The organism is Paenibacillus macerans (assembly GCF_900454495.1).
GTDB lineage: Bacteria > Bacillota > Bacilli > Paenibacillales > Paenibacillaceae > Fontibacillus > Fontibacillus macerans.
Window position 1 is genome coordinate 2426362 of the sequence record NZ_UGSI01000001.1, and the last position, 17981, is coordinate 2444342.

A 17981-nucleotide genomic window follows, 5' to 3' on the forward strand; every position below is an offset into this window, starting at 1 on the left:
CTTTAATCCATCCGGTATTTGCGAAGCCCTAACGCTTCAGCTTTAACATTTCGCTCATCATTTTAGCCATCTCGGCGCGGGTGACGGAGCCCTTCGGTTCGAAACGGCCGTTGCCTTTTCCGTTCAGCATGCCAGCGGCCTGCATTTGGCTTACGGCATCCCGCGCCCATACGGAGATGGAAGCAGCGTCGGCAAAATCCTTGCCTTGGCCGGACGGCGTCAGGGAAGCGTTCATGGCCAGGGCCATCTTACTTAAGATGACCGCCGCTTCCTCCCGGGTGATGCCGTCCGCCGGACGGAAGCGTCCGCCGCTGCCCTGAACCAGGCCAAGCGATGCGGCTTGCTCCACCGCTTCCGCATAATACGCCCCGGGCGGCAGGTCGGTAAACCGAACTACGACAGCGTCAGGCCGAGCCCCAAGCACCCGCATCATCACGACCGAAAAATCGGCCCGCGTCACCGGAGCGGAGGGGGCAAAACGCTCGGCGTCCAGCCCTTGAATCAGATGTTTGGCCGCAAGCTGCCGCACGACATCCTCCGACCAGTGGCCGCGCAGATCGGCAAAATCCTTCCGCAGCTCAACGATTTCATAGATTCCGGCATGATCGGCCGTAAAAGTAACCGTCCGGCCGTCAAACGATCCGCCGATATAACGCAGTCCGCCGTTCACCCGTTCGTACACTCCGGCATAAGCGGAATTCAGCAGCTTCGCTTGCTCCTCCGTTAGCGTCAGCCGAATTTCCGCGGCAGATTCCAGGTTCCCGTAATCCGCCGATTCGCTCCCCTTGACTAAAGACAACCCTAACTCATAAGCGATGCCGGTGGAGGTCATCCCTTTTTCCAGACCGCTATTTCCGGCAGCCTGGTATCCCAGTTTAACGCTGAGTTTATCGGCATCTCCAACGCGATTCCGCAGCGAATCCTGGGCAAATGTAATTTGGCTGCCCGGTGCGCTCAAAGACAAAGATACTTTGCGCTCCTTCGCCAATTGGGCAAGGGTGGCCGCATCCAGGTCCACGATAACGGGACGACCTGCCTCGGCATCCTCGGGCTTCACCTGAACTTCGATCTTACCGTTCGCAGCCGCGGACGCCGCTTTCCGAAGCTGATCGGCGGAAACCTCATAGCGGCCGTTTCCGGCCGGAGCCGCCGCGATCACGCCGCTGGTTACGCCGTCATTTGCAGGCTGCTCGGCCGCAGGCGGGTTGACCGGAGCGGTAGTGGCGGCGCTGCTTGAGGACGACGATTTGGAGCCTCCTCCCGAACTGCCGCTTCCCGGCTTGCTGCCGCCGGCGCCGGTATAAAAGCCCCAGATGTCCGACAGCGTTAGACCGCTGTTGGCATCCTCCGCCTTGGCGTACCATTGATAGTAGGCGCTGCTGCCCAGTCCCGTCCAGTTAACCGCAGCGTTTTCGCCGCTCTTTACGCCCGCTTGCTTGCCGATCAACTGATCGGTATACACCTTCACCCCGATATAATCGGTGGCCACCCGTTTGGTCGCCGCCTGAAGGTCCAAATCCAGCGAAAATTCGTCTTTGCCCGGATACTCCGCGGGATCATAGAAATTATAGTCATCCAAGTATGGCGAATAGGTTTTGATATGCAGTTTGTTGTTCGCCATATCGAACTGCATCAGCCGGATATAACCCAGGCCGCCCTCCGGAGCGCCCTGGTAATCGGCCAGCATCTGATATACGTTGCGGTCCGGGATGCCGTCTCCGTTGTCGTCAAGCGCATCCAGCTTGAGTTCGGCATCATGATAGTGGCCGGACAAGGCCGCAATGACGTTTTTGTTCGGTTTGACGACTTTCTCAAAAATTTTCTCCGCGATCGGTGCCCGGTTGCCCGAGACGAGCAAATATTCATGCAGACACAGAATCGCCTTCCGTTCCGGATACATGGACACGACTTGATTCATCCACTCGATCTCTTTATCGCCCAATCCCCAGCCCATATACACGATAATAAAATCATTGCCGTTTGCGGAGACGAGATCGTAATGTCCGCGGTTGTTTTCATAGGAGCCCGCAAACACCGGGCTGTCCTGAAAGCGCCAATCCCCGAAATACTTGGTGAATTGGGAATAGTCGTTATTCTGGTGGCCCACGTCATGGTTTCCGGCCAGCACCCCGTACGGAATATTGGCGTTCTCCAGCACCTTCATATCCTTGTCGGCTTCGATCCACTGGTATTCCTGGTCGGCCTTATCGACAACGTCGCCGGTGTGAATGACGTATTTCAGCTTCAATTTATCCTTATTTTCGGCGATCCACTGCACGTTCTTCTGATAAATGTAAGGATAATCCTGCGCGTAGTACTGGGTATCCGACATCCAGATAAACGAAAAATCATAAGGATCTTCGGATACCGGACCGCTCTTGTCCGCCAAAGCGGCGGCTTCTCCGGCGATCTCATCCTGCACCATCACCGAGATAATGCCACCCGCCGCATAAGCTCCTGCAGTCACGGTCGACTTCAGGATAAAATCCTCCGCGCCGGCGATCACCTGATCCAAGGTGACCCACTTCGACTCCGCCGCGCTCCAAGCATACAGGCTGACTTTGCGCCCAGGCAGGGATTTGCCCTTCCATTCCACGTCCACCCGGTCGCTTGGCTTCACGGAGGGGTCCAGTTTGATCTCATAACGCTGATAAGGGAAGCGGTCATCCGCATCCGTGGTCAGGTATTCACCGTCGACCGCCCCGATTTTAGCGTAATCCTCGCCGGTCAGACTCTTCTCCCCGGCAGGCGCCAGCTCACCGGGCGGTTCCGTATCCGCCGTGTTCTGGAATCCCGTAAAGCGGTCCTGATGCGCTCCGTCATACAGATACCCGCGGTAAAAAGAAACGTTCATGTCGTCACCGTTAGGGTCCTTGACGTTCACCTTAAGTTCGGCCGTGCTGCCTACTCCGGTTTGGCCGTTGGCCGGCGCAATCAGCTGCGGCGCCTCCGGATTTTCGGCCGGCACTTCAAAGCGAATCGTCTTCTCCGCCGCGTTTCCGGCCCTATCTGCTGCTTTGACGTACAGTTCGTGGCTGCCCGGCGCAAGCTTGGAAGAGCTGGTCTCCAGCGGCAATTGCACGGCTTTTCCGTCAAGCGCGGTTTCGAGCTTTTCCACCCCGGCAAGGGCATCGCTGGCTTCGGCCCGGATCGTAAATTTACCGCGGTACATTTTTCCGTCTTCGACGCTGGCAGCAATGTTCGGCGGCGTGTTATCGACCGTCACTTTGGCGCTGGCCGCAAGCTCGCCGCTGACCGCCTTGACGGTATGCTCCCCGTCCGCTGCCCCCGTGGTGTCCCACATAAACGCCTTGGACGCAAACAGGCTCTCCGGAAGTTCGAAGCGGAATCCGATGGATTCATTTTTACCCGCCGAATCGCCCATCTTGATCTCTTTGTCCCGCTCGGCATAAGCCGGGTCGGTAATTTCCGTACCGTCGGCCAGCACCAGCCGCACGTTTTTGATCTCGAAATCGTCCTTATTCTCTTCCGCCCGATCGTCAAACGGACCGGATTTGGAACCGGCGCGGATATAGATGACGTTGTCGCCGCCCGGCTGCAAACGGCCCCCTTCGATCGGGAAGCTTAACGTCTGGTACGAAGTAATCGGATCAAGGAACGTATACAGGATCGTTTCGTCCTTAAGCTCCTCCGGGCCCATGGTAATGGCATTTTTGAAATAGTAGTCGACGTTTTTGACATCGAACACAAAGTAAGCGTCGTGCTCCAGAGCAGCGCTCGTGCCTTCCGTAACGGGCTTTCCGTCGATCTCAAAGGTCACGCTGTCAGGTCCGCCGGTTTTGGCCGTGCCTTTGACCGTCTTCGTTCCGCTGAGCAGGTCGCCGTCCTTTAGATTGAGGCGCAGCTCGGACTGATCCGGTCCGCCCGTAATCTCGACCTTGTATTCCGGGGAGGTCACTTCATTGAAACCGTCGGATACCACATAGTAGTATTGGATGAACTTGCGTCCGATGAGATCGGCCGCGTAAACCTTGTGATGGTAATGCAAATCGCCGTAATCCTCGGTCAGCAGATACGGAACGTATTCGGTTTGCTTGTCCGATTTAACGTACAGGGTCACGGACGCCACTTCTTTGTCGTCCTGCGCCCAGCCTTTAATTTCGAAGCCCTGGCTTTGATCCGTTGTCGTAATGCCGGTACGGTCTTCTATGGTAGGCGGCACCGTGTCATCGGCAATCGAGACCGGAGTATCCGGCACTTGAGCGGAATCCACGGCGCCCGGCGCAGGAAACTGCAATCCCCCGCTCACTTTAATCATTTGGTTGCTGCCGTTAACCGGATATTTATACTGGAGGCCGGTGTTCTCTTTCGTTTCCGTTTTGCCGTCTTCATAAACGGTGTCGGCATCATAATAAGCCGCCGAAACTTCCTTGCCGGCATTCGTTTTAATGACAAATCCGCGTCGTCCCGAGTTGGAAATGCCGCCGGCCGGGACTTTGAACAAGTCCACGTTCTCCTCGAGGCTTGTCCCGTAAAATTTATTGAAATCGGCAGCGGTCAACGCCGTGATGCTGTCGCTTATGATCCAGAACACAACCGCCTGCCCGGATGGAATCACGAAGTCCTGCTTGTCCGGAGACCATAATACGTCCCCCGGCGGACCTTTATCCGTATAACGGTAGTACAGCTTGTAGTTCCGGAAATTCACGTCCCGGTCCGAATTGTTGTAGATTTCCACCAGTTCGTACCCGTCCGCTCCATTAACGTTGGTCGTGTTGGCGACGATTTCCGTTACCAGAAGCGGCGGCGCCTTCTGCGGATCGAAATCTGGAAAGTTTACAACTTGAACCGTATACAGGTCCGTTGACACCGGCTGGCTCCCGCCGACCGCTTCAATCCGATATTCCAAGGAAGGTTCGGTGAGCTGGTCCGCCGGGACGGAAGCCGTATAAACGCCGTCCTGCGCTTTCATCGCAATAACCGCATACCTCGATTGGGAAGCCGTTTTATATAAAAAATTCAGGGTAACGCCCGCCATCTCCGGCCCGGCCGGTTCCAACGAGGCTTCCACGGTCATGCCGGCCGCGGCGTCCACGCTTGTCACCGGGGCATGCTTAATCGAAAAAGCAGCCCCCGCCGGAGCTTCCGTCTGCTCCTGCGTTACGGCCCCCGGCGTTGCGGGCAGCGTTCCCGGACCGTCCATCATGATCATTGCAACGTTTCCGTCCGTCGGACGCTGATAGAAAATACCCATGTTCATCTGGGTCTGCGCATCGTTCTCATAAGCGGCCGATACCAGCGTCGCGCCCGCAGCGTCCTTGATTTCAAGCTGGCGCGGGCCGGCATTGGACATACCGCCGCCGCCGCTGATCCGGAACAAATCCGTTCCTTCGGTCAGCCCCGTTCCATAATTCCGGTTAAAATCGCCGGCTGTAAGCTGGTTGTTTTTTCCGTTCATGACCCACAAAACGATGGCTTTGCCGGCCGGGATGACGGCGTTTGCGCTTCCCTCCAGCGGCCACTCCGTACTCGTGTTATAAACGAGCTTGAAGTCGGCAAAATCCAAATCGCGCCCGCTGTTGTTGTACACTTCCACAAACTCGTAGGCGTCCGCTCCGTTTACGTTATCGCTGTCCGGCACCAGTTCGGTAATCAGCAAATCCAGCGGCTTTGCTTCAATGCCGGGCTGCCCGCCCCTCACAAGCTCCACAGTGAAGTCGTCGCTTCGTGCCGAAGTTCCTTCTTCATCGCGGGCTTCAATATAATAGGTCAAGCTGCTTCCGCTCAGCCCGCCGCCATTCAGATCAGCGGAATATTCATCTCCGCTGCCGCCGGCCATGGACACCTCTTCCAAGCCCTGACCGTCCACCCGGTAATATACCGAAGCGGTCACCGTTGTTTGGGCGCCCGTGATGAGGGCCGCTATCGTTAAATCTTGCCCGGCCTCATGCGTAGCCGATGCCGGCGTATGCACAATCTGCAGCGTTTGCTCCTGTCCTTCCGCCTCGTTCCCCGTACTTTCATCTGCCGCTGCGGCCACAGCTTGAAATCCGTTTTGACCGCCAGCTTCCGCGTATCCGGCAGGCGCTGCCGTTCCCAGCAGCAGACCGGCAACGGCTGCGATCGAACCCCATTTTTTCAAGTACACCCAGTTCAACTTTCCTTGCACCCTTTCTAATAGTGTCTGATTTTCCCGACATTTTTTTCTGTCCTTGTTCAAAGGCACTCTGAAAAATATACAACGGTTATGTAAAACGACGATTATATGCAGGTAAATTATCCCGCCCTTTTTATGAAATCTCGTTCAAATGAACATTAACATGCAATCAAAAAAAGACTGCCAATCGGCAGTCCTTGAAGGGGATACATTCAACCATTTTCCCGCTCATGCGTCTTCCTCCGCGACGCCGAGCGCAATGTTCTTCTCCTTAAATATGGCATTATGGGAAGAGACGTAAGCCGCCGCAGGCGCATCCGGCTCCAGGTACAGCTTGGCGCTGTTCACCGCCAGCGCCGCATCGGTGAAGGCGCCGGCGATCAAATGCAGCTTGCCGGCATAATGAGCCACATCTCCGGCGGCGAAAATCCCCGGGAGGTTGGTTGCGAGTTTTTCGTTCGCGCGGATGTCCCATGGCCCCATCTCCAGCCCCCAGTTGACGATATTGCCGAAATCGCCGCGCAATCCGTGATTTACGATCACCGCATCCACTTCGAGCCATACCGCTTCTTCCGACAATCGGCCTTCCGCGTCGACGCGCGCGATCGATACCCCCTCGATCGCCTTGCCGTCCGCGCTGCCGCGCAGCTGTTTCACGGCATACGGCGTAAGGACGCGAACCGAGGACTGCATCATCCGTTTCACATTGCGCTCATGCCCTCCGAAACGCTCGCGGCGATGTACGACGGTGACGCTTGCGGCTAACGGTTCCAATTCGTTCGCCCAGTCCACCGCAGAATCGCCGCCGCCGGAAATGAGCACCCGTTTGTTGCGGAATACCTCCAGTTCCTGCACCGTATAATGCAGATTGCCGACCTCGTAACGCTCGGCCCCTTCGATGTCCAGCTTCGCGAGTTTTAACACCCCCCGCCCCAAAGCGAGGATCACCGTTTTTGTCCAGTGACGCTCGCCCGTTGCCGACGTAAGCATCATCGTGCCGTCGGCCCGCCGTTCCAGTTCGCTGATCTGCTGCCCCAATACGATCGTAGGATCGAACGTCATCGCCTGTTTGATCATTTGCTGCGTAAGCCGCTCGCAGCGAATCGGCGTTACTCCGCCGACATCCCAAATCATCTTTTCCGGATAAATCAGCGTACGGCCGCCGAGCTCCTCCTTCGCCTCGATCAGCTTCGTTTTCATGTCGCGCATTCCGCTGTAGAAAGACGCATACAATCCGGCCGGTCCGCCTCCGATAATCGTCACGTCATAAAGTTCCAAATCTTGCGTCATCTATTTCCCTCCCGCCTTTTAAGTCCCAAATTGCGCCCGGTGCAAGCGGCTGTAAATCCCGCCGCGGCCACCAGCTTTTGGTGCCGGCCCTGCTCGGCGATGCCCCGGTCCCCGGTCGGTCACAACCACGATGCGGTCGGCTGTTTGCTATTTAAACAAGTCCGGGTACATCTCCTTGGCCAACCATTCCATCCCATCGATCGTATTGTAGCTGTATCCGAACATATAGTTATAATCCACCGCGTAAATTTGCTGGTTTTTGATCGCTTTCATGCTGGATAATTTGGGATTGGCGTAAAGCGCTTCTTTGAGCTTGTCGGCGCTAACGCCGCCGGTTGTGGCCCAATCCGGAATGATTAGCACGTCCGGGTCAGCCTCAATCAGCGATTCTACGCTAACCTCCCCGGTTTCATTCTTAAAAATATTGTCCAATTTAACCATTTTGAAAGCGTCGTTGAAGAACGTTTCATCTTGGGCCGCGTAGACGTTCACTTCTTTGGGATCGCTTATATGCAAGTAAGCGAACGTTTTTTCCTCCGTAATGCTTGATAGTTTCGAGGCGATGGTTGCTTGTCTGTCCTTTAACTCCTGAATAAAGCTCTTGGCTTGATCCTGCACGCTAAAGATCTCGCCTAAATTCTCCAGATCTTTATAGATCGAGTCATACGTTCCCCCGGCGACCGAAGATTCCAGGACGTACGTTTTAATGCCCATGTCGTTAAGCGCGTCTACGGTTCCCACTCCCCAGTCGGCATTATCGAACAAACCGCCGCGGCCGAATACCAGGTCGGGGTTCGTTCCCAACGTCACCTCTTTGCCGACGTATTCGTCGCTTAAAATATTCAATTTGCCGTATTCCGCTTCCACCGCTTTATCCGGGGCTCCGAAATTTGCCCCTACCCCGGCGATTTTGTCGGCCAACCCCAAATGGAGCAGCAACTCCGCCGCCGGTCGGGTATTGGCCATAATACGTTCCGGCGCTTTATCGAACACTTGCTCTTTCTTTTCCCAAGTCGTTCCGCCCTCCGCCTTCGTAAAGTTTTGAATCGTTACAGGATAGCGGCTTTGCGCTTCGGTTTGCGTTTCGTCCGGGCCGCTTGTCGCCGCCGTCCCTCCGCAAGCGCTTAATGTCAGCATCACGGCTAAAGCGATGCCTGTTAGCACATGCTTTTTCACTGATCATTCTCCCCCTTTATATTCCAAAAGCGAACCCCAGCCCGTTCGTAACGGGATTAATATAAGTCTGGCATTTGACTTGATAGAGCGACTCGATGGTTTCCGGCGTCAGTACCTGATCCGGCGTGCCGTGCGCATACACCTCGCCGTTTTTGATCGCATACAGATAATCGCAATAATGCGCGGCCATCTCCAAATCGTGAAGAGCCGCCAGTACGCCGATGTTTAAACCTTTCACACAGGACAAAATTTCCAGCTGATAGCGGATGTCCAAATGGTTCGTCGGTTCGTCCAAAATCATAAATTTAGGCTGCTGCGCGATGGTTCGCGCCAAATTCACCCGCTGTTTTTCCCCGCCGGACAGCGATAAATAACTGCGGTCTTTATAATCGATCAGATTCGTTCGCGCCAACGCTTCCTCCACGATCGCATAATCTTCCCGCTTATCCGACTCCAGCAATTTTTTATGCGGCGTTCGGCCCAGCATCACCATTTGCTGAACGGTTAAATCAAAATTCATTTCATTAAATTGGCCGACCACGCCGAGGCGCTGGGAAACTTTTTTTTCGGAGGTCTTCAGCACGTCCATGTCATCCAAAAAAACGGTGCCTTTTTGGGGCACTAAGCTTTTGTATATGCTTTTTAACAGCGTCGATTTTCCGCAGCCGTTAGGCCCGATCAGGCCGACGAATTGCTGGTTCTTCACCAGAATCGAAACATTTTTGACGATTTCCTTTTTGCCGATGCGGACTTCCATTCCTTTCGCGGTCAATTCCATTTTGTCACCCTCCGAAATTGTAGCCTTTTTTTACGATCATGTAGATGAATAACGGCGAACCGATCACCGAAGTAATGATCCCGATGGGTAATTCGACATTGTGTATGAGCGTTCTGGATAAGATGTCCGACCATATCAAAAACAGCCCCCCGAGCAGAAGCGTTCCCGGCATCAACCGCTTGTGGTCCGCGCCGAACAGGCCCCTGGAAATATGCGGGACAATCAGCCCCACGAAACCGATCATTCCAGCATAAGCAACCATGGTTCCCGTGATAAGAGCGGCGGCGATCATATAAAATTTACGGTAGGCGCTTAAATTGATGCCGAGGGTAATGGCGGATTCGTCGCCAACCAGCATCGTATTGAGCACCCGGTGTTGAAACAGAAACAGGGCGCATCCCAGCAAAACGACAACCGCCATGATCGGCGCTTTTTCCCAACTGGACGAGGCCAAGCTCCCCATGGACCAAAAAGTGACCGTCTTAATGCCTTCGGCATTGTTGGCAAAATAGATGATCAAACTTGAAAAGGAGCTGCACAACGCGCCGATGACAACCCCCGACAAAACGAGCTTCACTGAGGTCGCTTTGCCGCCGATGCTGGACAAAACAAGCACCGCGACCGAAGTGATCATAGCGCCGACAAAGGCTCCAAAAGCAACGCCGAACTGGGACAACAGGGCGCCGCTGCCAAACCCGACCAGAATAGCGAATGTCGCCCCTAGCGACGCCCCCGACGAAATGCCGAGAATATAAGGATCGGCGAGCGGATTTTGCACCACGGCCTGCATCACGGCTCCGCACAAAGAAAGCCCCATGCCGATGAGCAAGGCAAAAATGACGCGGGGCATTCGAACCTGCAAAATGATATTCAAGTAAGATTCGCTTTCGACTTGATCCAATGACCCCCATTGGCCGTTTGTCAATGTATGTACCATGATCTCCATGGCTTGACGGAACGGAATATGAACCTGACCGATGGATACGGAAAAAACGGCGGATATGAGAATCAAGCATAATAAGAAAAATATGAAAACAAAGTAGATGCTGCCTAGCTTTTGTTTTTGGACGTCTACGCTGTTCAAAAATTCACCTCCTCAGCCATTGCGCTAGCAAAAAAATATATGATAATGAGAATCATTATCATATATTACGTTATAATTTGCCAAAATTCAATCGCTATTGAGAAAATCGCAAAAATAAACAGCAGTAACTGAGAGTCGCTCTCAATTACTGCTGTTGTAATAGTACATTAGTTTTCGATAAAGGCGGAAAGCTTTTAAAAGTGGTGATCCCCTTGTGCTCCAAAGCCCGTCTGGCAGGATTCGAAAGCAGCGAAAGAAATCCCGTGTCCGGATTCAGTTTTGTTCGCAAATTCTCTTGTATTTAGTTCATTTTATAAAGCTTGTTTTCTTCAGCTTCACCACTTGCTCTTCGGACAGCCCCGTAACTTTGGCTACCAGCGATATCTCCATCCCCTCACGGAGCATATTGAGGGCAGTTTTCTCGATGCCCTTTTCCATGCCTTGTTCTATCCCTTTCTCTATACCTTCCTCCATACCTTCTTTCAAACCTTCCTCGTATCCCAAACGACTCCACGCGGGCATCAGTTTCATCATGGATTCACCTTCCTCCGGGTATTGTTCCTTCAACTCTTCCAGCAACCGCTTATCTTCCTCGGGATCGGTATTGAAATACAGATCCGCCACCGACATGATCAGGGCCATCGCGCATCATCCAACCTTCCTTGCAGCCGTAAAATCCTCCGTAAATAAATCGTTATGAACTTTGCGATAGACGTCAACAAAATCTTCATAATTTGGCTCATCAATCAAAAACATCAAATCGGCTTCCACAGGCGCCGGTTTGGGTTGGCACGGGAACGGGGAGCCTGCCTTTCAAGCGGCTATGTTCCATAAGCCAAATCGTAATCGGCACATAATGATCAATGAGAGCGGTCCATTTTGGGGTCGATGCCCGGCTTTTTTCATAAACCTTTAGGAGAAGGAGCTCTCGTGGCTGTATACTTTAAAAGCAAGCGCCGCCCAACCGCCCTGTTGCGGTAATTTATTGGTAACTTCTAGATCGTAATGCTTTTTCAAAAGGTTTGTGATCTTGTCCATGAGGTTCCCCCAAAATTTCCATGAAAATAATTGTAATCGTAACTGTCTCAGACTATCGTTTTTCATGAAGTGGGTTATGCCGAATTTTGCGGTCTATCCATTTGGAAGATAGTCCTCTACATCAAATTCTCTATCTTTAAAATAATATTTTCGATCCTCTTCCGTGATTTCCCGGACCACTTTGCATGGGCTTCCTACGGCAATCACATTATCCGGAATATTTTTCGTCACCACACTGCCTGCCCCGATCACAACGTTGTTGCCCACCTCGATATTTTTTCCATAATCACAGTGAAAAGGCGGTTCAATGTGTACATTTGCGCCTGCTTTTCCAAGAGTACTTCGGATCATTTCATCCATTTTTGCCTTTTCGTCCGGGCGTATTAAATTATACTTTCGTTAGATCCATCAGCTTCTGTATGGTCAACAACACACCATTCTCTTCATTGGACTTTGTGATAAAACTGGCCGCTTTTTTGGTATTCTCGCAAGCATTGCCGACCGCAAAGCTGTACTTTGCAATGCGCATCAGTTCCACGTCATTTTCACCGTCCCCAAAGGACATCGTTTCCTCGAACGTCACTCCGAGCATATCCTGGAGTTTTTTGACCGTTTCCCCCTTATGGGTGTGGAGCGCGGTAATGTCCAGCCATCTAGGTTCAGAATCAACGATGTAGATTTGCCCCAGCAGCATATTTTCCACATGTTTTCTTAACGCAGAACTGCGGCCTTCGGGATCGTAAACGGTAATTTTAATAAAATGACCGTCAATTTGCCTAAACGAGTCAAGTTTAACCACTTTTTCATAAGAGCCTTTAACCACGCTGAACAATTCGTCTTTTATCGTGGCATCAACATAAGCCGCTTCGCTGGTACAGGCAATAATCGTCATCTTCGGGTCAAAATTTTGAATCTCTTCAATGGATTTCCGGGCCAGATCATAATCAATCGTAAACTCCTTGACAACCTCCCCATCCTTTTTGATTCTTGTTGCGCTATCTCCCAGAATCCAGATGCCTTTGCCATGCTCTCCAAACAACTTCTCCACTCTCTCGCATTGCTTCCCGGTACAGGCAGCGAAAGCCATACCTTTTTTCTGCATTTCGGCATATACCCGGTTAAACAAATCGATATCAAACGATCCCTCATTATTTAAAAAAGTACCGTCCAGATCGGTCACGACGAGTTTAATCATGTCAGTCCTCCTTCTAGTGCACGTTCTTATCTTCGTCCTCATCCCCATTTCCATGAACATTGCGTGTGAACTTCTCATGTAAACGTCGGGCGTAAATATGTGTCCGGGGAGATTCAACCGCACCTCTAACCGCAAAATAGACGCCAATCAGTATGCATATACCTAAAACGGCTTGAACGATGATTGACATGGCGCACTCTACCCCCTTTTATAAAAGTTAATACAACCCCTTTATAATGTAGTTTTATAAAGTATCTGCACCAATCACGTGATAACTTGGCTGATACATTAAAAGCATAAATGTTGGAACGCGTTACATGTCAAGGTTTAATTCTATTCAAATAAATCCTCAATGGAACGAACCGGTTTCACCTCCACGGGCTGTTTCGACATCGATAGACACGTGTAGGTTCCAGTCCATATGACGGCACATAAGATAATGTATGAAAGCATCCTAAATCCTCGCTTTCTCTTGTTTGCTTAAAATGCGGTTTATTTTCTCCGCGCTCAACATCATGAAGATAAGAAAAGCAAGCACAACAAACGGGAACAAGGTTATGTCCGTCTGTGTGGCGATGATTCCAAAAAGCGGGGGAAGAAATGTGGTTCCCGTATATGCGGCCGCCATCTGATACCCCATCAGCCTCGCTGAATTTTCCCTTCCAAACCGGGCCGGCGTTTCATGAAGAAGCCCTGGATAGACGGGAGCAAGGCCGAGTCCAATCAGAATGAATCCAATGAGGGAAAGCGGAACGGACAGCGGAAGCAAAAGGATGATCCCGCCGGCAATGGCGACAATCTGACCGCACCGGATTAACACACGATTATGGACTTTCATCGTAATAAAACCGGTAACCAGCCTTCCGACGGTAATTCCCCCGTAGTATAAAGAGATCCAGCCGGCAGCCGTCTCCGCCGCAATATTTCCCGCACCGACCAGGTAGGTGGCTCCCCATAACCCTACCGTGGTTTCAACCCCGCAATAGAATAAAAAAGCGATAAGGGAATATTTGACGCCTTTGATGCGGAGGACATTGGCTTTGGAACTTCCGTTCGGCTGCACGATCACGGATTCAACTTGGGTCTGTTGTACTTCGTTTTGCGAATGTTCAAGCTCGCGGCGGGCGGCGACGCTTTTCCATAGGGGGAGCGTAACAAACAAGATAATGACGAGTCCGAACTGTACCATCGAAATTGCTGCATACCCCCCTCTCCAGGAGTGATGGCCGGCAATATAGGCGGACATAATAATCGGCCCCATGGTTGCCCCCGCACCCCAGAAACAGTGCAACCAGTTCATATGATAGGCGTTGTAATTTTCAGCCACATAGTGATTCAGGGCCGCATCAACGGCACCTGCGCCAAGGCCAAGAGGAATGGCCAGAAGAACAAGCCAGATCATCGAGGGAGCCACAGAGAATCCAAGCAGCGCACCGGCAGTCAGACAGCAGCTAATCAGGGTAACCTTGCCCGTCCCCAAGCGCTGAATTAGGCTCCCGCTAGCCAGACTGGATACGATGGTCCCTCCCGCCACAACCATGGACAAGATCCCGGCAGAGCCGAAGGAAGCACCGATGTCGGGCCATATCACGGGCCAGGCCGATCCCAGCAAAGAATCGGGAAGCCCCAGGCTAATAAACGCCAGATATATAATGATTAAGAACCAAGTTGCCATAGCAGTTCCCCTTTCATAGTGAAGGTATATGATCCCAGTTTCATCTGCTTCCTAATGAAAGCACCTTACTTAAATCACTTTATAAAGTTCATTTATTTAATATGCATCAGCAGCTCTCTTTTGTCAATACATGGAGTTGAACGGCAAAAAGAAAACCCCAAGATTCGATCAAGGGGTTCCAAGTCAATTAAAATGGCTTAAGGCCGGCTCCAATTCTTTGAGCGTCAGCCAGCGCATGCCCGTCTCAAAATCCTGTTGAAAGGTCTCCTGCAGAATCACTTCAGGATATGACGGCATGGGATGCTGAGTCCGATAAGCTTCCCACGCGGAGTTCCAGATATCCGCTCCCACCATGTCCTGGTATATCACGATTTTGTCCGGAGCAAGCACGGCATTTACGCTTTGAATGACTTGGCATACCGAGCCCACAAACGTTTCCTTGTCCATCTCATGATACCAGTCCACATCCATAGGAAGGAACTTGATCTCTCCGGCCATGCCGTTTTTTCCTTTGAATACTTTTCCATCAAGATAAATGCCCATACCTGGCGGGTATTTCGCGGGAAAATAAATACCCAGTACACATTGCTCGTCATCCGGATCCCGGTTCGCACAATACCCGCTGATAGCGGCATTAACATCATTCTCCACCATAACGGGCAATCCAAATTGCGTTTCAATATCTTCAATCATGCGCACACCCATCAGCGCCTGATGAGCGCTCACCGTAATCTCGCCATTGACGGCCTGTCCGGGAATGCCGATGCCAATTACTTTAATGGAGGGATACAACGTGAGGAAGCGTTCAATCATGTCATAGAACTGTTGCCGGTCAAAAACAGGCATTACATATTCTTCTTTTTGCAAAATATGATCTTCCAGATTCACGACTGCCGCGGAAATAAGCTCCTGCCCTTGGGTCTCCTTCATGTAAATGACGAGCGCGAGACTAAAATCGTAATTGTATCGATAGGTTAGCGCCGGTCTTCCCCCGTTGGACGGAACGGTTTCGTCCTCAAATATCTCACCAAGGTCATGCAGTTCTTTTACGAGGGAATTCACCGTAACTACGCTCAGTTTGGTCAACGCAGCCAGCTGTGGTTTGGTTGCCGTTTCCACCCGTTTCATCGCCTGGCGCACATTGTTTAAATTGATTTCTTTTATTAAATTAGCGTTTGCTTTTTTCATCAGTATCCCTCTTTAATGAGCATGTTTCCAATCCATAACCTGTTCGCACATATAGATAATTTTACACGGATATCCCCCGGTTTTCATCTTTTTCTATATGCCGCCGACAGGGTAGCAATCGATAAGAAACGTAAATTCAATTTTTCGGGTACAATAAAAACGATTGTCCACCTTACAATTTAGGAGGAAAATGTGATGAATGACGCCAAAAACGGTTCGCTGACCCGTTCCATCATCCCGCACCTGTGGTTCGACAAAGCGGCCAAGGAAGCCGCGGAGTTCTATTGTACCGTCTTCCCGGATTCTAAAGTCACGAGCGCAGTGACCTTGCGCGATACGCCCTCGGGCGATTCCGATCTCGTTACGTTTACCGTCTGGGGACATCCGTTTATGGCGATCTCTGCGGGGCCGTACTTTAAGATCAACCCTTCCATCTCGTTTATCGTAAATTTCGACCCGTCCCGGGAGGAGAACGCAAGGGAGATGCTCGACGAGGCGTGGAGCAAGCTGTCCAAAGACGGCACCGCGCTTATGCCGCTGGATAAGTACCCGTTCAGCGAACGGTACGGCTGGATTCAGGACAAGTATGGCGTTTCGTGGCAGCTTATGCTGACGAATCCGGACGGGGAGCCGCGGCCGGCGATCATCCCCTCCATGATGTTCGTGGGCGAAAATTACGGTAAAGCGGAACAAGCGCGCGAGTTCTATCTTTCGGTCTTCCGCAATGCCAAATCGGGAAACCTGTTTCGGTATGGCCCCGGCCATGAGCCGGACCGGGAGGAAGCGGTGATGTTCACCGACTTTATGCTGGAAAATACCTGGTTTACGGCCATGGACAGCGCGCATGAACACCATTTCAACTTCAACGAAGCGGTTTCCCTGTTGGTTAATTGCGAGGCGCAGGAGGACATAGACTACTACTGGGAAAAACTTTCCGCCGTCCCCGAAGCCGAGCAGTGCGGCTGGCTCAAAGACAAATACGGCGTTTCGTGGCAAATCTCCCCCGCTCTGCTGGACGAAATGATGACCAAGGGCACGCCCGAGCAAATTGACCGCGTCACGCAGGCGTTCTTGAAAATGAAAAAGTTCGACCTTGCGGAGCTGCAAAAAGCGTTCCAAGGGGATCGAGGATAAATCGCCGCGCTTGAATGAACTCGTAAAAAACGGGAGAATGACACGGCCCGCCGGCCGGCATCCTCCCGTTTTGCACTTTATTTTGCCGTTCAAATTATTCAGTTATGCCCAAACTTCGTTTATACGCAAAAATCTCTTCGACAGCCTGCTGATAGCCGCCCGCGGCCCGGAACGAATCGCCGAGTTCAACGCATGCCTTGCGGATCGACGGATCGCCCAGCACCTTCTCCGCCGCCTCTCTGAGTTCTCCCGCAGTTAAGTCTGCTTGATTTAACTGGACGCCTGCGCCCAGTTCAGCGACACGCCGGGCTATTACAGGCTGGTCGGCGCTTTGGGGCAGTACGATCAGCGGCACGCCATAATACAGGCCTTCACTGGTGCTGTTCATCCCGCCGTGGGTGATAAACAATTTAGCGCGCTGCAGCACTTCCAGCTGCGGTACGTAGCCCGCCACGATAAAATTCGCCGGAATATCTCCCAATTCCTCCATCCGGGTTCGGCTGCCAACGGATAAAATCACGGTGTACTTTGTTTCGGCGAACGCCGCAAAACAAAGCTTGTAAAAATCCAACGCCTGGTTGAAAACCGTGCCGAGCGATATGTAAATCAGGCGTTCCGTGTCCACTCGGGAGAAATCAAATGAATCGTTGGAGCGCGGCACGACAGACGGCCCGACAAACTTGTACGTCTCATCGAAACTTGCTCCATCGGGTTGGAAGGGTCTCGAAGTGTAAACAATGGTCATGGGCGCTGGATTGCAAAAAACTTCGTAAGCGGAGCCCGCTTGCACATGGTATTTCGCTTGCACCTCGCTGACCAGCTGCTGGAACTCCTTAATGGCCCGTTCATTCACGTCTGCCGGAAAATGGCGCGACAAGCCCTCCTGCAGACGGTCAAAGCCGCTTTGCTCCATGGCAAAACTCGAGCATGAGTTGATCGCCGGCAAACCGAGGATTTGCGCAAGCAAACGCCCGCAGCCGAACATCGAGTCATGGATGATGTAATCAAAGCGCTCTCCCTTGGTTTGCTCCAGGACGCTGGGAATGACGTTATCGGCGGTGCGCAATAGTCCGCCTACCCGCGCCCAAGGCGTTCTTCCGCCCGCAAGGAACGCCTCCAGAAATTTCCCGACGTCGAAGGTGATCGCTTTTGCGCCCGTCCGCTCCACGCGATCGCGAAATTGCTCGGCAACGAAATACACCACCTCTTCGCCGCGATGGACAAGTTCCTGCACCACACCGAGAGTTGGATTGATATGTCCCTCGGAGCCTCCATTGATAAATAAAACGCGTGCCATAGCCATCA

Annotated in this window: 13 protein-coding genes; 1 reads left to right on the forward strand and 12 read right to left on the reverse strand. The window is 52.3% G+C overall.

All coding sequences use genetic code 11. The features are described 5' to 3' along the window. Positions 1–28: 28 nt before the first annotated feature. The 11 genes from DYE26_RS10830 to DYE26_RS10880 form a co-directional block, all read right to left on the reverse strand. Positions 29–6109, reverse strand: coding sequence for an S-layer homology domain-containing protein (locus DYE26_RS10830; RefSeq protein WP_051985546.1), 6081 nt, complete (start codon positions 6107–6109; stop codon positions 29–31). A 237-nt stretch (positions 6110–6346) separates the two neighbouring features. Beyond that, positions 6347–7408 carry an NAD(P)/FAD-dependent oxidoreductase gene (locus tag DYE26_RS10835; RefSeq protein WP_036624047.1) on the reverse strand — a complete coding sequence of 354 codons (1062 nt, stop codon included), beginning with the start codon at positions 7406–7408 and terminating at the stop codon, positions 6347–6349. Positions 7409–7555: 147 nt separating this feature from the next. Next, positions 7556–8584 carry an ABC transporter substrate-binding protein gene (locus tag DYE26_RS10840; RefSeq protein WP_036624048.1) on the reverse strand — a complete coding sequence of 343 codons (1029 nt, stop codon included), beginning with the start codon at positions 8582–8584 and terminating at the stop codon, positions 7556–7558. Positions 8585–8600: 16 nt separating this feature from the next. Next, a complete protein-coding gene (locus tag DYE26_RS10845; protein WP_036624049.1) occupies positions 8601–9362 on the reverse strand; it encodes an ABC transporter ATP-binding protein in 762 nt (253 codons plus the stop codon). 4 nt (positions 9363–9366) lie between these two features. Then, a complete protein-coding gene (locus tag DYE26_RS10850) occupies positions 9367–10446 on the reverse strand; it encodes a FecCD family ABC transporter permease (protein ID WP_036624050.1) in 1080 nt (359 codons plus the stop codon). Positions 10447–10752: 306 nt separating this feature from the next. Further along, the gene (locus DYE26_RS10855; protein WP_036624051.1) at positions 10753–11088 is read right to left on the reverse strand and encodes an RpnC/YadD family protein; all 336 of its coding nucleotides are present in this window, start codon (positions 11086–11088) and stop codon (positions 10753–10755) included. Between the two features lie 270 nt (positions 11089–11358). Then, the gene (locus DYE26_RS34535) at positions 11359–11484 is read right to left on the reverse strand and encodes a hypothetical protein (RefSeq protein WP_255309995.1); all 126 of its coding nucleotides are present in this window, start codon (positions 11482–11484) and stop codon (positions 11359–11361) included. 93 nt (positions 11485–11577) lie between these two features. Beyond that, positions 11578–11844, reverse strand: a complete 267-nt coding sequence (locus tag DYE26_RS10865) for an LbetaH domain-containing protein (RefSeq protein ID WP_036624052.1) — start codon at positions 11842–11844, stop codon at positions 11578–11580. Positions 11845–11872: 28 nt separating this feature from the next. Further along, on the reverse strand, positions 11873–12679 hold the full coding sequence (locus DYE26_RS10870) for an HAD-IIB family hydrolase (protein WP_036624053.1): 807 nt from the start codon (positions 12677–12679) through the stop codon (positions 11873–11875). Between the two features lie 454 nt (positions 12680–13133). Next, positions 13134–14354 carry an MFS transporter gene (locus DYE26_RS10875; protein WP_036624054.1) on the reverse strand — a complete coding sequence of 407 codons (1221 nt, stop codon included), beginning with the start codon at positions 14352–14354 and terminating at the stop codon, positions 13134–13136. 183 nt (positions 14355–14537) lie between these two features. Beyond that, a complete protein-coding gene (locus DYE26_RS10880) occupies positions 14538–15542 on the reverse strand; it encodes an ROK family protein (protein WP_036624055.1) in 1005 nt (334 codons plus the stop codon). 195 nt (positions 15543–15737) lie between these two features. Here DYE26_RS10880 and DYE26_RS10885 point away from each other — a divergent pair, with 195 nt between their 5' ends. Beyond that, the gene (locus DYE26_RS10885) at positions 15738–16676 is read left to right on the forward strand and encodes a VOC family protein (RefSeq protein WP_036624056.1); all 939 of its coding nucleotides are present in this window, start codon (positions 15738–15740) and stop codon (positions 16674–16676) included. A gap of 94 nt (positions 16677–16770) precedes the next feature. Here DYE26_RS10885 and DYE26_RS10890 read toward each other — a convergent pair whose 3' ends face one another. Continuing rightward, entirely contained in the window at positions 16771–17973 is a 1203-nt protein-coding gene (locus tag DYE26_RS10890) for a macrolide family glycosyltransferase (protein ID WP_036624057.1), read from the reverse strand. Positions 17974–17981 lie beyond the last annotated feature (8 nt).

Excerpts from the sequence above, each read along its gene's own strand:
- DYE26_RS10835 (WP_036624047.1), bottom strand. The coding sequence starts at position 7,408 with ATGACGCAAGATTTGGAACTTTATGACGTGACGATTATCGGAGGCGGA.
- DYE26_RS10845 (WP_036624049.1), bottom strand. The coding sequence starts at position 9,362 with ATGGAATTGACCGCGAAAGGAATGGAAGTCCGCATCGGCAAAAAGGAA.
- DYE26_RS10855 (WP_036624051.1), bottom strand. The coding sequence starts at position 11,088 with ATGGCCCTGATCATGTCGGTGGCGGATCTGTATTTCAATACCGATCCC.
- DYE26_RS34535 (WP_255309995.1), bottom strand. The coding sequence starts at position 11,484 with ATGGACAAGATCACAAACCTTTTGAAAAAGCATTACGATCTAGAAGTT.
- DYE26_RS10865 (WP_036624052.1), bottom strand. The coding sequence starts at position 11,844 with ATGGATGAAATGATCCGAAGTACTCTTGGAAAAGCAGGCGCAAATGTA.
- DYE26_RS10870 (WP_036624053.1), bottom strand. The coding sequence starts at position 12,679 with ATGATTAAACTCGTCGTGACCGATCTGGACGGTACTTTTTTAAATAAT.
- DYE26_RS10875 (WP_036624054.1), bottom strand. The coding sequence starts at position 14,354 with ATGGCAACTTGGTTCTTAATCATTATATATCTGGCGTTTATTAGCCTG.
- DYE26_RS10880 (WP_036624055.1), bottom strand. The coding sequence starts at position 15,542 with ATGAAAAAAGCAAACGCTAATTTAATAAAAGAAATCAATTTAAACAAT.
- DYE26_RS10885 (WP_036624056.1), top strand. The coding sequence starts at position 15,738 with ATGAATGACGCCAAAAACGGTTCGCTGACCCGTTCCATCATCCCGCAC.
- DYE26_RS10890 (WP_036624057.1), bottom strand. The coding sequence starts at position 17,973 with ATGGCACGCGTTTTATTTATCAATGGAGGCTCCGAGGGACATATCAAT.